Here is a 14,228-nt window from a genome sequence, read left to right as displayed (position 1 = left end):
GGTGAGGATCAACAATGCAGTGGATTCTGGGAATCGCGTTGGCAGCCGCCGTGTTTGTGATTCTGAAACAATGGGGTGCGTTGTCCGCCGAAAAGAAGAAGGCGGCCACCTGGAAAGTTATCCTGGTCGTGGGCGGCGCACTGCTGGTGTTTATGGTGCTAACGGGCCGGATCCATGTGCTGACAGCGGCGGTGGCGGCCGTTATTCCGCTGTTGCGCAAACTCCCCGCCTTGTTGAAGTTTGCCCCTGAAATCAACCGGTTCATGGGGTCGAAACAGCGGGAAGACGGGCATGCGCAGGGGAACGATCACGTTGGTCCGGGCGCTGATCTGGTCGGCCAGATGTCAGAGCGCGAAGCCTGCGATATCCTCGGCGTGAAAGCCGGTTGTGCCGAGGAGGACATCGTGATGGCCCACCGCCGGCTCATGCAGAAACTGCACCCGGATCGCGGCGGGAACGACTACCTGGCGGCCAAGCTGAACGAAGCCAAGCAGGTCCTGCTGGGCAAGCGCCACGCCTGATATCAGGGCAGAACGTCGACCCGCACTTCAAAACTCCGGTTCTCGGACCGACTGCTGTTCACCTGATAGGTAATGCCACTGCGCTCCTGGGTTGATCGGGTTGCGGTGCTTCCCAATGTTACCCACTGTCCCGGCTCCACACGCCGGATGGTGACCACCGCCTCCGTTTCGTAGCCGTTCAGGTTTGCCGGCTCTTCCTCGAAGGAAACAATGCTCAGTTCGACCGCCTGATCAGAAATAACCTGGGGGCTGACCAGAAAGCCACTGCGCGTTTCGACCTGCTGTAGAAAGGCAGCAGGATTTCGGCCACCACGAACAGCGACGGGGATTGTCCGGACCTGGCCCGAGGTGATGTGCGCCGACTGGCCATCCTGCATGATCACTGATCGTTCCTGAGCGCTGCCGGTACTGGTAACGCGACGCTCTGCGGATATTCCTGCCTGACCGTTGGACGCGGAGATGCCTGCACCTGAGCGCTTGCCGCCGCTGTCGGTTCTGGAGCGAACGGTGATCCGAACCTGGACTGGCGCTACATCCAGCGTTTCGACAAGCCGTCCGATTTCCTCCAGCAAGGGCGGTTCGCCGCGCACCACCAGTTGTTGCCCCCTTGCAGTCACGGTTACCGGCGAGCCCTGATAGAGCTCGCGGATCTGCACCGCCACATCGTCGCCCGGCCTGTTGTTGAGCTGGTAGGTGCGGGACTCGGCCTGGGCCAGAACCTGGCTGGAGATCAGCCCGAGCAAGAACGCCAGGGCCAGCTGCAGAGGATATCGTCGGACAAAATAGACCATTGATTGCTCCCAACCCTGATGTCGGTGGTGAAAAAACTCCGGCATGCGGGTTGCCAAGGTGAAAACCGTGGGTATATATTGAAAAGCATGAAGACGACACACGCGACCTGTCAATTGAATGTTTTGCAAGCTTTCGGCGCCAAGCCGGCGGCTGCAGTCGCTGCTGTGTTTTTCTGGTGGTTTGGTTATGGCTTTTATTTTAGCCAGAGCCGGGGCCGCCCATAGGATCTTCATCGAACGAATAACGAGGAAGGCAGCCCGGCAGAAAACCCAGGCTGCCACCGGACTCGAAAAGCCCCGACTGGTAGCCCACCAGCCGGGGCTTTTTTGATTCTGACGCAGGGAAACGGAAGCACTGACATGAATATGTCCTTGAACACTGAACTGACACACCAGGTAGTCGGATCACCGGCCACCCACCGGGAAGAAGTGGTTCTGCCAACGCCGGCGGAGCTCAAACTTCAGATGCCGGCCAGCGACGACATTGTCCGGCAGGTCGATGAACACCGGCAGGCAATCCGGCGGATTCTGCAGGGCAGCGACACGAGAACGCTGATCGTCATGGGGCCCTGCTCCATCCACGATGAGGTGGCCGCACTCGAATACGGGGAAAAGCTGAAAGCCCTGGCGGATGAAGTCAGTGATCGCTTCCTTATCGTTATGAGGGCCTACCTGGAAAAGCCTCGGACCACGGTGGGTTGGAAAGGGCTGTTGTACGACCCCGAGCGCACGGGTGCAGGCGATCTGCATGAGGGGCTGCGTCGCTCCCGCCGCCTGCTCCTGAATCTGGCTGCCATGGGGCTGCCACTGGCCACCGAAGCCCTGAGCCCGTTCGCCATGGATTACCTTGGGGATCTGGTGAGCTGGACGGCTATTGGTGCCCGAACTACCGAGTCGCAGGTGCATCGGGAGATAGTCAGTGGGCTACCCATGCCGACCGGCTTCAAGAATGGCACCGATGGTGGTATCGCTGTCGCTACCAATGCCATGAAGTCGGCGTCCCATCCCCATCATCATCTTGGGGTTTCGGCAACAGGCGCGCCGGTGATGATTACCACCCGGGGCAACCCCGACACCCATCTGGTGTTGCGCGGTGGCCGCGGTATCACCAATTACGATGCGGCCAGCATTGAGCAGGCCGTGGGCGCCCTGGCAGAGGCGGGATTGTCCACAGCCGTCATGGTGGACTGCAGTCACGACAACGCCTGCAAGCAGTCAGAACGACAGCTGGATATTGCCCAGGACGTGATGGCGCAGCGCCGCGCCGGTAACCACCATATCCGGGGTCTGATGCTGGAAAGCTTCCTGGAGCCGGGGCGTCAGGACGACGGCGAAGATCTGCGCTACGGCTGTTCGATCACCGATCCGTGTCTTGGATGGGCGCAGACGGAGGCTCTGATCCGCTCACTGTAGACAGCAGTAGCTGTCCGGCCAGCAACAGGAGAACGCCGCCCATCAGCCGGTCGAGCCAGTGCCCGAACCGGTTAAACCCGCGGCGGACGCGGGGCAGGGTAAAGAAAATGGCAACCATGGCGAACCAGAGTGCCGTGGCCAGGGCCATGTAAATGCCATAGCCGGCCTGGAGCACAATGGGTGTGCCTGGGCTGATCACAACAGAGAAAAGGGACACAAAGAACAGCGTTGCCTTGGGGTTCAACGCGTTGGTCAGAAAGCCCAATCGCAGGGCTGCAATACCGGACTGTCCACCCGTCGGATCCTGTTCCACATGAATGCCGTTGGCCCTTGCCCGCAGGCACTGGACAGCAATCCAGGCAAGGTAAAGTGCCCCCAGCACCTTGAGAACATTGAAGAGCATGATCGATTGCTGGATCAGCAGGCCAATGCCAAGTAGGGAATAACAGACATGCACCAGAATGCCCCCGCCGATACCAATGGCGCTTAGCAGCGCGTTTCGCCGGGTCTGGCACAGAGCCTGTCTGAGCATCACGGCAAAGTCCGGCCCGGGACTGGCCACGGCCAGCAGGTGGACAAAGGCTACCGTCAGAAATTCCGGCCAGTAACTCTGCATCTTCCCAATTCCTCCGTTGAGACGTCCGTTGCCTGAAAAGTCTGACAGCATAGGCGGAATCGGTGCGTTTTTCATCGTGTGGGTGAAACTTGTCACGGCTTCTATACTGGGGGCACTGCCGTCCCAATCTTCCCTGTTCCCGATTCCGGGAATGCCTGTCAGGAGACCCTTGTATGGAAAAGCGAACCGTAGACGTTGCCATTATCGGAGCTGGAACCGCCGGTATGGTTGCTTACCAGCGCGTGCGCAAAGTAACCGCCAAGGTTGTGCTGATCGAAGGCGGCCATTATGGAACCACCTGCGCCAGAGTCGGGTGTATGCCGAGCAAGTTGTTGATCGCGGCCGCCGACAACGCTTATCAGATGCAGCTTGGTGAGCTTTTCGGCGTGTCTGCCGGGGATATCAGGATCGACGGAAAGCGGGTGATGGAAAGGGTGCGAAGCGAACGGGACCGCTTTGTTGCTTCGGTGATTGATTCGGTCGAGAAGTTTCCGGATGCGCACCGCATTGAAGGCCACGCCCGGTTTGCCAGCCCGAATCGTCTGGTCGTCGACGGCAATGCCGAGGTTGAGGCGGGGCGTATCATCATCGCCACAGGCTCCCGACCCAATGTTCCCGGGTTTCTGAAAGATGCCAAGGATCGGCTGGTTGTAAACGACGATATCTTCGAATGGCAGGATCTTCCCGATTCGGTGGCAGTCTTTGGCCCGGGGGTGATTGGTCTGGAGTTGGGCCAGGCCCTGAGCAGGCTGGGCGTGCGTGTCCGTATGTTCGGGGTTGGCGGTTCGGTTGGTCCTATCCAGGATGAAACCATCCGGAATTACGCGCTGAAAACGTTTAACGAAGAATTTCCTCTGGATCCGGATTCGGATGTAAAGAAGGTTGAACGTGTTGAAGACGGCGTTGCCATTACCTTTGAGAATGGCAACGCAGGTGCAAAGACGGAAACCTTCGATTACCTGCTGGCGGCTACCGGGCGTCGTCCCAACGTCGACGGGCTGGATATCCAGAACGCCGGTATTGAGCTGGATAAAAAGGGAACGCCCCTGTTTGATCCCCATACCCTGCGCTGTGGCCAGAGCCACATATTTATCGCAGGCGATGCCAATAACAGTCTGCCGCTGTTGCATGAGGCAGCCGACGAGGGCCGGATCGCGGGCGACAACGCTGGGTCATACCCGGATGTGCGAACCGGGCTTCGCCGCACGCCGTTGGCCGTGGTCTTCACCGATCCGCAGATTGCGACGGTGGGGCTGACGATTCACCAGGTTGATGAGCGCTGCCGCGGCTGTTTCGCCGTTGGAGAGGTGTCCTTCGAGGATCAGGGTCGCAGTCGGGTTATCGGCAAGAACCGCGGCCTACTCAGACTTTATGGAGAACATGGAAGCGGCCTGTTCATGGGCGCAGAGATGTTTGGCCCGGCCGCGGAGCATATTGCCCACCTGCTCGCATGGTCTGCCCAGCGAAGGCTGACCGTCACCGAGATGCTGGAAATGCCGTTTTATCATCCGGTTATCGAAGAAGGCCTGAGGACCGCGCTCAAGGACCTGAACCGCAACCTCAGCATCGGACCGGCGCCAGAGGAGGGTTGCACCGATTGCGGGCCGGGTGTCTGAGTCGGCCCTTAGCAGGAATCAACAGATATGAGGCCTCGCCTTGCTCAGCGTTCCCTCTGGGACCCTTGTATTTCGCTGGCGCCGCGCCCAGATCTTTTCGTGGAAGAAATAGGCAACCGTGTTGATTGCCGGTTCCACCATGGCTATGAGGCTTCCGATGAGCAGGTCACCAGTGAGCAGGTAAGCTACGGTAAAAGCGACGGTAAAATGGGTGAGGGCGAACGTTACCGTCTTTATCAGCGACTGGTCGCCATTCGTGCCATGGTTGTGTACGAATAGTTTTAACGCGCTCATGATTGTCTCCGGTGTCGTTCTTTAATGTGATCATTAGACGCCGGGTGAGAATGATTGTTAAATGAAATGTATTGAGATGATTGATAGGTTAGAGCTATCTTAATTTCTTCTTCTATAGGGTCATGCATCGCTCCTATCATCGAGATTAGCAAACTAAACTTCCTGACGACCGCCGATCAGGCGTATATTCATATATAAACCTGTTATATAACCGCGAAGGAGAAGCGTTATGGGTAAGAATTTCATTGGTCTTGATACCGAGAAAACGGCAAAGCTTGCTGATTCCCTGAATGATCTGCTGTCCAACTATCAGATCTTTTATATGAATGTTCGCGGCTACCACTGGAACATCAAAGGCGACAACTTCTTTGAGCTGCATGTAAAGTTCGAGGAGCTCTACGACGATCTGCTACTCAAGATCGACGAGATCGCAGAGCGGGTTCTCACGCTCGGCCATCGTCCGGCCCATGCCTACAGTACCTACATAGAGCGTTCGGAAGTGCCTGAGCGAAAAGATGTTTCCGACGGCAAGGAAGCGATGGACAACATCGTTGAAAGTTTTGCCAAGCTGATCGGCAAACAGCGGACACTGCTCAGTCTGGCCGGTGAAGCGGACGACGAGGGTACCGTTGCCCTGATGAGCGACTATATCTCCCAGCAAGAGAAGACGGTGTGGATGTATCGCAGCTACCTCGGTCACTGAGCCGAGTGCGCTGAATGAATGGCGACCCTGCGGGGTCGCCATTTTTTTGTCGCTGCAATGCGTTTGTCATCAGATTGTCTTCTGTCTGACGCAGTTATGTCACCTTGCCTCAATAACGTGTGTCGTGAACCAACACACTTTAAAAGACGAGGCGAATATGGAACTGCGTAAATCCCTCCTTGGTACCGCCATACTGGCAACAGTTCTCGGCCTTGCCGGCTGTGACGGCGACGACGGCACAGACGGTGCACCTGGCACCAGTCAGACGCTCATTGAGCTGAATGTGGTGGGCTCCTATCAGGCGGAAGGAGAGGTTTTTGACGAGAGTGCTGCCGAGATTGTCGCCCACGACCCCTCGAATCAGCGACTATTCGTAGTGAATGCCCTCGCCAGTACGATCGATGTGCTCGACATCAATGATCCAGCGATGCCTGTGAAACTGAGCACGATTGACGCCACAGCTGAGGGTGCTGCTGCAAATAGCGTCGCGGTTTATGGTGATCTTGTCGCCGTAGCCATTGAGGCCGAGAACAAGCAGGCAAATGGCAAGGTTGTGTTCTACAACAGCACGGACCTCAACAAAGTTGGTGAAGTTGTGGTTGGCGCGCTGCCCGACATGGTGACCTTCACGCGGGATGGCATGAAAGTGCTGGTTGCCAACGAAGGCGAGCCGAGTGACGACTATAGCGTAGATCCTGAAGGCTCAGTCAGCATTATTGATCTGTCCAACGGCGTAGCGTCTGCCACCGTGACCACCGCCGATTTCACCGGTTTCAATGCTGACCAGGCGGACCTGGTAACCGCGGGCCTGCGGGTCTTCGGCCCAGGCGCCACACTGGCTCAGGACATGGAGCCGGAATACATAGCCGTATCCATCGACAACACCAAAGCCTGGGTAGCCCTGCAGGAAAATAACGCCGTGGCCGAACTGGACATCGCTGCCGGTGAAATCACGGCCATCGTGCCGCTTGGCTTCAAGGACCACGGCATCATCGGCAACGAACTGGACGCCAGCAACCGTGACAGCGGTATCAACATTCGCAACTGGCCAGTGAAAGGCATGTACATGCCCGACGCCATCGCAAGCTACGGCTACAACGGTAAAACCTACTACATCACCGCCAACGAGGGCGATTCGCGGGATTACGATGGCTGGACCGAAGAATTCCGCATGGGCGACCTGACCTTGAACCCAGCCGGTGAGCTGGCGGCCATAACCAATCTGTTGGAAGACGAAAACCTGGGTCGTCTCAACACCACCTCCACCATGGGCATCAGCAACGGCTGCGACCCATCACAGCTGCCCGCTGAACTCGGCGACCTGAACGGTGACACCAATGTGGACGTGGACGACGTCAAGTTCTACGTGGAAAACAGCTGCGAATACGACACCCTGTACAGCTATGGGGCACGCTCATTCAGTATCTGGAGCGCTGACGGCCAGCGTGTTTTCGACAGCGGCAGCGAATTCGAACGAGTCACCGCTAGCCTGATCCCCGACAACTTCAACGGCAACAATGACGAAAATTCCTTCGACAATCGATCGGACGACAAGGGCCCTGAGCCGGAGGCGGTGGCCGTAGGCATAATCAATGGCCAGACTTTCGCGTTTATTGGATTGGAGCGAGTTGGCGGCATCATGGTCTACAACGTTACTAATCCCCAGAATCCGGAGTTTGTCCAATATCTGAATAATCGAGATTTTTCGGTGTCCCAGGCGGATCTGGAGGCGGGTATGGCCGGTGATCTTGGACCGGAAGGCCTGGCGTTCATTTCTGCGGATGACAGCCCCAGCGGTAAGCCAATGCTGGCGGTTGGCAACGAAGTGAGCGGCACCACGACGCTGTACAGCATCGACGTGATTGAACTGACTGCAAACTGAGTTCTGACCCTGAAAGAAACCCGGAAGCATCATGATAGGTGCTCCCGGGTTTTGCTTTTCGCCTCAGACAGCAACTTTCAACGGTGGCACCTCCTGGTGCAGGAACCACTTCTCTGTAACCACCTTGCGGGTAAACCAGTGGGAGCGCATCAGGCTGCTGGCCAGAGGCATCTTGACCCAGTCAGGAACCTGCCAGCCCTGGTCTGGCTCGGAGGCGCGAGTGCCGAAGCGTTCGGCAATGGCATCACCGTAAATCTGCAGGGAGGAGGCTGAGTAGTCGGTGGCCTCGCCGATCACATCGGCTGCCAGAAGGGCGGATTCGATCGCCGGCCGGATACCCTCGCCACTCTGGGTGTAGGCGAGGCCAGCGGCGTCGCCAATCAGCATCACACCGTCGTCCACCAGGGGTCTGTCGGCATGGGCGTAGAGCAGATAGGCGTGGCCCTTGAAACGTCCGGGCAGGTCTTGTGGAATCCGGCCGGTGGATTTCATTTCCTCAACAAACGCTTCCAGATGCCCTGTCAGCTTGTGGTTGTCTTCCCGGCCCAGGCCAATATTCAGGAAATTGCCCTTACGGAACACCCAGGCATAGCCCTTCAGGTCCCGACAGAACCAGAGTTCGGGCGTATCGCCCCGGGCCAGGCAGGCTGAAGCCTGGTCCGGTGTCATTTCAAATTCAACCTCTTTGGCCGCCACAACGGTTTCATGGCCACCGGGGCCATCCCCCAACAATCGCGCAACCGGGCAGAAGTGACCGCCGGCACCGACAATAAGAGGCGCTTCCCAGGTGTCATTGACGACCCAGTTGCCGTCTTTACGAACGATGGATTTGACCGGCGTGGCCAGCTGTTTCGGAGCGTTGACGCGGCTGAGCAGGTAGTCGTCAAATTCACACCGGCGAATACCATAGCTGACTACGTCGCCGTGATCGTTCTCCACGGCCGGCTGGCCCATCATCCCGATGCGAAACCGCCGGATGGGTTGCAGGGTTCGTCCGCGGGAGTATTCCTCCGGGTCAATGTTCAGGGTCTCCATCACGGCAGGCGTAACCCAGCCTGCGCAGGTTTTGTCCCTGGGGAAGTTCTGTTTATCAATGATCAGCACTTTTTTGCCGCTGTTTTCGAGGGCGCTGGCCAGGGTGGATCCGGCAGGGCCGGCCCCAACGATGATCAGGTCGTAGTAGTCCATCAGGCCTCCTCGGCTGCCGCAGGAAAGTCGTAAAGATCCCTTCTGTTCCGGGGAAGTTGGTTATTGTCGCCATGGCTGAAGACCACCTGGAACAGCTGCAGAGAACCTGCCCGGAAGGCGGCGATGGAACCGGCCAGATACATGCGCCAGGCCCGGGTGAAGTGGCCGTCGTACATGGCAGTGACCTTGTCCTCGTTCTGGTTGAAGCGCTCCATCCAGTGACTCAGGGTCTGGGCGTAATGCAGGCGCAGGTTCTCGACGTCCAGGACTGAAAAATCGCCGTGCTCACAGATTTGCATGAATTCGCCGATGCTCGGCGGATAGGCACCCGGGAAGATGCGTTTCTCGATCCATGCGTTCATCAACATCGGGCGGTTGCGGCCAATGCTATGCAGCAGGGCAATGCCGTCAGGCTTGAGGCTGCGTTTGATCAACTCGGACAGGGCCTCGTAATTCTCCTTGCCCACATGTTCGAGCATGCCGATGGATACGAAGGCGTCGTATTGCCCGCTGATGTTCCGGTAATCGTCCTCGATATACTCCACCAGATGATCGAGTTCCTGCTTGCGAGCTTCTTCTCGGGCAAATGCGAGTTGTTCCCTGGAGATGTTGTAGGAATGGACCTTCACGCCGTAATTGCGGGCCATGTAGCGGGCCAGGCCACCCCAGCCGCAGCCGGCCTCGACCACCGTCATGCCCGGCTTTAGCCGGAGTTTGCGGCAAACGTGCTCGAGTTTGGCTAGCTGGGCCTGTTCAAGGCTCAGATCCGGCGTCTCGTAGTAGGCGCAGGTGTACTGCATTTCGGCGCTGTCCAGCCAGAGCTGATAGAACTCGTTGCCCAGATCATAGTGATGGTGGATGTTTTCCTTGGCTTCCGGGATGCCGGTGGATCGGGGGTTGTGGTTGCGCCACAGGGCCTCCAGCCATTTCGGCCATTTCTGACGCGCCTGGTGAACGGACCGGTAAAGGGTTTCCATCAGGTCCGGCAGGTCGCCCTCCACCTCCAGGCGACCGGCGCTGTAGAGGTCTCCGAACGCCAGGTTGGGATTGGTTACCAGCGCATACAGGGCTTTGGGGTCGGTCAGATGCAGGGTGAACTGCGCGTGTTGGCCCTCCGGTTCGATCACATCGCCGTTCCAGAGCCGGAAGCGCAGCGGCGGTGATCCCGCCATCCGCATGAGCTTCGCGATCAGCCAGCGCTCGTAAGTGTGCGGTGACCGGTCCACGTGGGTATTTTCCAGTGGCAGGGTCAGAACATGGCTTTTGGATTCTTGCCCGTTGTCACGGGTTTTCTGGGCAGTGCTCTGGTTCATGGACTCCGCTCTCCCTTGATAACCTCAACATCAATGTTTTTGTCGATGCGCGCGCCAGGGTTCCCGAATACCAGTCTGAGAATCGCCGGTTGTCCGTTCAGTATAGAAAACAGTGAGATTTTGTCAGGTTGGCTGAAAATAGAGGAAAACTATTGGAAGGATAGCGAAGAGCGAAAACAGGCGGATAAAAAAATGCCGGGCCCAGGGGCCCGGCATTATTCGGGTCAGTATGAGGAGCTCATACCAAACCATTCAGGGAAAATCACAATCAGCGCCAGCACGAACATCTGTATCAGGATGAAGGGCAGTACGCCTTTATAAATATCGGTCGTTCGCACTCCCGGCGGTGCGACGCCTTTGAGGTAGAACAACGAGAACCCGAACGGTGGCGTAAGGAAGCTCGTTTGCAGGTTCATGGCGATCAGGATGGCGAACCAGAGCATGTTGATGCCCATAGCTTCCGCCACCGGGGCAAGGATCGGCACGATGATGAAAGAGATTTCAACGAAGTCGATGAAGAAACCCAGTACCAGAATGACCACCATGGCCAGAATGATGAAGCCCCACTTCTCGCCGGGCAGCTGGAGCAGCCACTCTTCCAGCAGATAGTCGCCGCCGGTGTAGCTGAACACCATGGAGAAGGCTGTTGCACCGATCAGGATCGCGAAGACCATGGCGGTCACCTTGACCGTATCCTTGGATGCATCCCATACCATCTTGAAGGAAAACTGGCGGTAGATGATGGCCAGAACCACAGCGCCAACGCCGCCCAGAGCGGATGACTCGGTTGGCGTGGCAATGCCGGTGAAGATCGAGCCCAGAACCACCACAATCAGTGCCAGCGGCGGGATGATCGCCAACAGCGCATTGAAAACTTCCTTTTTACGGGAAACGCCTGGCTCATCCGGCATGGCCGGCGCGGTTTCAGGTTTCAGTCTGGTCAGCACCAGGATGTAGATGATGTAGAGCCCCACCAACACAACACCGGGCCAGACCGCGGCCTTGAACAGATCCCCAACCGGAAGGCCAAGGACATCGCCCAGAATAATAAGGATGATGGATGGCGGCACGATCTGACCGAGGGTGCCGGACGCACAGATGGTACCGGTGGCCAGTCTCTTGTCGTATTTATGCGCCAGCATGACCGGCAGCGAGATCAGACCCATGGCAACCACGCTGGCGCCTACAACACCGGTAGAGGCGGCCAGCAGTGCACCGACCAGAATCGTCGAGATAGCCAGGCCACCGGGCAGGCCACCGAACAGACGGCCCATGGAGGTGAGCAGTTGTTCCGCAAGCCTGGTGCGTTGGAGCACCACGCCCATGAAGATAAACAGCGGTACTGCCATCAGAACGGTGTTCTGCATCACGCTCATGATGCGATAGGGCATGAAGGCAAAGAGATCCATGCCCTCGGCGAAAATTCCGAAAAACAGCGCAACGCCACCGAAGGTGAATGCAACCGGGAAGCCCAGCATCAGCATCACAAGGGCCACACCGAACATAATCATACCGATCATGCGAGGCCTCCTCCGCTGTGTTCACCTTCATACTCCTTGTCCCCCGCCATCACTCGTACGGCGTAAGTCGCCATATTGAGGCCGGCAATACCGATGAAGACGGCACTGACAGGGATAACGGATTTGATAATCCAGCGGTGCGGCAGCCCGCCCGGATCACCGCTACCTTCACCCATGCTGTAAGAGTCGAGGGCGAAATCGTAGCCGTAAATGCCGATCAGGTAAGCGAAGGGAATGACGAAAATGAAGGCGCCAACAAGGTTGACCCAGGCCTTGGCCTTGTTGCTCCATTTGGTATAGAAAACGTCGACCCGAACATGACCATCCGTGCGCAATGCGTAGGGAATACCCAGCAGGAACACCACAGAATAGAGGTGCCACTCCATTTCCTGCATGCCGATTGAAACGTTGTTAAAAGCGTATCGGGCCACTACGTCGTAAAAGACGTTGGCTGCCATCAGTATCATCGCGACACAGGCAACCCAGCCACAGAAGATGGACAGCCGGGCAAGCCCGTCGTCCAGTTTGATAATCCACCGCATTGATGATCCCCCGCCAGACGGACTGGCGCTTTTATCCGTTGCTATAAACGACAAAACCGGGATCACTCAGAGAGCGATCCCGGCTCCGTTAAAGCCTATATCTTACTCGACTTCGGCCATGGTGTTGAGGTAGGCGCGCTCAGAAATGTCTGTGTAGGCGCGGCTCTTCTCAAGGTAGTTCTGCTGGGATTCGATGATCTTCGCAGCCATTTCACTACCTTCGGCGGCTTCATCCAGCAGCTTTTCGTTGGCAGCGTACATAGCGTCGAACACGTCATCCGGGAACTGTTTGATCTGTACGTTCGGATACTCTTCCTTGATGTTGGCCCAGGCTTCAGCGTTAGCGTGCTGTGATTGAACCAGCATGTCGTAGGAAGCAGTGCGCATGGCAACGCGCATGATTTCCTGCAGGTCCGCCGGCAGCTTGTCCCAAACCCGCTTGTTCACCAGGAACTGGAGCTCGGTCGCAGGCTCATGCCAGCCGGTGTAGTAGTAGTCGGCGATCTGCTGGAAGCCGAGACGCAAGTCCAGGGCAGGACCCACCCACTCAACCGCATCAATGGTGTTGCGTTCCAGGGCAGTGTAAAGCTCGCCCGGGGCGATGTTAGTCGGGTTAACGCCAACTTCTGCGAACACTTCACCGGCGAAGCCGGGGATGCGCATTTTCAGACCCTTCAGGTCGTCAATGGAGTTGATTTCCTTGCGGAACCAGCCACCCATCTGAACACCGGTGTTACCACCCGGGAACGACAGCATGTTGTGCGGCTCGTAAACCTCCTGCATCAGCTCCATGCCACCGCCGTGGTAGAACCAGGCGTATTGTTCCATGGCAATCATGCCGAATGGCATGCTGGTGAAGAACAGGGTCTCGGGAACCTTGCCTTTCCAGTAGTAGGATGCGGAGTGGCCCATGTCGTACTGACCGGCCTTGACCATATCAAACACGCCCAGCGGGGCTTTGTGCTTGTTGGCGGAATCGATGCGGACTTTCAGGCGTCCGTCAGACATTTTCTCGACGGTTTCGGCAAAGCGCTTGGTGGTGTCACCGAAAATCGGGAAGTTTGGCCCCCAGGTTTCTGCAAGGCGGAGTGTGAAGGTGTCTTGGGCGAGCGCCTGCGAGGAGGCAAAGGTTGTTGCCACAGCCAGCACAGCCGCGGAAAGAACAGAACGGATCTTCATTGCTCTTCTATCCTCTTATCTTTTTTGTGGGTCGAGCGTCTCCCCTTTTGGGGAAAACCACTCTCAATGCTAGTTCACGTTAGCAATTATCGTTAACAAACGAAATCAAAAACCGCTTGGTGTACGACCTTGGTCGTACGGCGGATCAGATGTCTTCCATGCGGCTGATCTGGCTCGACAGTCGCATGGCCTCGTGCTCTTCGAGGGAAAGCAGATCCTCAAGCAAGGCCTTGGCCTCGGGAATCTCTGCCTTGCCAATCAGGGAATCGTAGAGATCCATCACCTGGTCGTGGAACTGGAAGATTTCCCTGGCAATATCCTGAAAGCTCATTGACGCGTAGTGCGTGTAGGAGTCAGCACTGGCCCTGATCGGTTTGTGGTTCAGGTAGTCGTACATGCGGGTATTGAGAGCCTTTGGATCAGCCTGTTTCTCGAATTCCCGTACGGCTTTCTCGAGAATGGTTTCGTGGCTGGAAACGTAGTCGAGGAGGGCGCTGGCTCGCTCGTCGTTGTTGAGCTTGGCGGACTCCTTCAGGCACCTTGCAAGATGCGCGTGCAGTTGCCTCGTCCATTCGATGAGATCCTCGAACGTTTTTATTTCCATTGAGTTGCTCCTTGTCGGGCAGTTCGGTTGTAGTTGGCTTTACCGG

The 14,228-nt window shown here is 57.2% G+C and carries 14 protein-coding genes; 5 read left to right on the top strand and 9 right to left on the bottom strand.

The genetic code is table 11. The annotated features are described in order from the left end of the window. Positions 1–14 precede the first annotated feature (14 nt). The gene (locus tag HP15_RS16155) at positions 15–521 is read left to right on the top strand and encodes a J domain-containing protein (protein WP_014578463.1); all 507 of its coding nucleotides are present in this window, start codon (positions 15–17) and stop codon (positions 519–521) included. A 2-nt stretch (positions 522–523) separates the two neighbouring features. Here HP15_RS16155 and HP15_RS16150 read toward each other — a convergent pair whose 3' ends face one another. Continuing rightward, entirely contained in the window at positions 524–1,312 is a 789-nt protein-coding gene (locus HP15_RS16150; RefSeq protein ID WP_008173336.1) for a secretin N-terminal domain-containing protein, read from the bottom strand. Positions 1,313–1,672: 360 nt separating this feature from the next. On the opposite strand from HP15_RS16150, the gene HP15_RS16145 reads away from it, so the two are divergent. Continuing rightward, entirely contained in the window at positions 1,673–2,725 is a 1,053-nt protein-coding gene (locus tag HP15_RS16145; RefSeq protein WP_014578460.1) for a 3-deoxy-7-phosphoheptulonate synthase, read from the top strand. Here the strand turns inward: HP15_RS16145 and HP15_RS16140 are convergent. Further along, the gene (locus HP15_RS16140) at positions 2,670–3,341 is read right to left on the bottom strand and encodes a LysE family translocator (RefSeq protein WP_041645664.1); all 672 of its coding nucleotides are present in this window, start codon (positions 3,339–3,341) and stop codon (positions 2,670–2,672) included. The genes HP15_RS16145 and HP15_RS16140 overlap by 56 nt on opposite strands. Before the next feature lie 173 nt (positions 3,342–3,514). Between HP15_RS16140 and HP15_RS16135 the strand changes: the two genes are divergently transcribed. Continuing rightward, positions 3,515–4,957: a dihydrolipoyl dehydrogenase gene (locus tag HP15_RS16135; RefSeq protein WP_014578459.1), complete on the top strand. Its 1,443-nt coding sequence runs from the start codon at positions 3,515–3,517 to the stop codon at positions 4,955–4,957. Between the two features lie 18 nt (positions 4,958–4,975). On the opposite strand, the gene HP15_RS22005 is transcribed toward HP15_RS16135, so the two are convergent. Then, a complete protein-coding gene (locus HP15_RS22005; protein ID WP_197476581.1) occupies positions 4,976–5,251 on the bottom strand; it encodes a DUF2061 domain-containing protein in 276 nt (91 codons plus the stop codon). Positions 5,252–5,480: 229 nt separating this feature from the next. Here HP15_RS22005 and HP15_RS16125 point away from each other — a divergent pair, with 229 nt between their 5' ends. After that, entirely contained in the window at positions 5,481–5,954 is a 474-nt protein-coding gene (locus tag HP15_RS16125; RefSeq protein ID WP_014578457.1) for a Dps family protein, read from the top strand. A 157-nt stretch (positions 5,955–6,111) separates the two neighbouring features. Beyond that, complete coding sequence (locus tag HP15_RS16120) at positions 6,112–7,836, top strand: choice-of-anchor I family protein (protein WP_014578456.1); 1,725 nt, start codon at positions 6,112–6,114, stop codon at positions 7,834–7,836. Positions 7,837–7,899: 63 nt separating this feature from the next. On the opposite strand, the gene HP15_RS16115 is transcribed toward HP15_RS16120, so the two are convergent. From HP15_RS16115 to HP15_RS16090, 6 genes are all read right to left on the bottom strand, one after another. Further along, the gene (locus HP15_RS16115; protein WP_014578455.1) at positions 7,900–9,024 is read right to left on the bottom strand and encodes an NAD(P)/FAD-dependent oxidoreductase; all 1,125 of its coding nucleotides are present in this window, start codon (positions 9,022–9,024) and stop codon (positions 7,900–7,902) included. Then, positions 9,024–10,337, bottom strand: coding sequence for an SAM-dependent methyltransferase (locus tag HP15_RS16110; RefSeq protein WP_014578454.1), 1,314 nt, complete (start codon positions 10,335–10,337; stop codon positions 9,024–9,026). Before HP15_RS16110 ends, HP15_RS16115 begins: the two co-directional genes overlap by 1 nt. Positions 10,338–10,561: 224 nt before the next feature. Next, positions 10,562–11,857 (bottom strand): TRAP transporter large permease, encoded by a 1,296-nt coding sequence (locus HP15_RS16105; RefSeq protein ID WP_014578453.1) that lies wholly within the window; start codon positions 11,855–11,857, stop codon positions 10,562–10,564. Next, on the bottom strand, positions 11,854–12,399 hold the full coding sequence (locus tag HP15_RS16100) for a TRAP transporter small permease subunit (RefSeq protein WP_008173316.1): 546 nt from the start codon (positions 12,397–12,399) through the stop codon (positions 11,854–11,856). Before HP15_RS16100 ends, HP15_RS16105 begins: the two co-directional genes overlap by 4 nt. 102 nt (positions 12,400–12,501) lie before the next feature. Beyond that, positions 12,502–13,578: a TRAP transporter substrate-binding protein gene (locus HP15_RS16095; protein ID WP_014578452.1), complete on the bottom strand. Its 1,077-nt coding sequence runs from the start codon at positions 13,576–13,578 to the stop codon at positions 12,502–12,504. 145 nt (positions 13,579–13,723) lie between these two features. Then, a complete protein-coding gene (locus HP15_RS16090) occupies positions 13,724–14,182 on the bottom strand; it encodes a hypothetical protein (RefSeq protein ID WP_014578451.1) in 459 nt (152 codons plus the stop codon). Positions 14,183–14,228: the final 46 nt, after the last annotated feature.

Source organism: Marinobacter adhaerens HP15 (genome assembly GCF_000166295.1).
In the GTDB taxonomy this organism is placed as follows: Bacteria; Pseudomonadota; Gammaproteobacteria; order Pseudomonadales; family Oleiphilaceae; genus Marinobacter; species Marinobacter adhaerens.
This window is presented reverse-complemented; position numbering and strand designations above follow the sequence as displayed.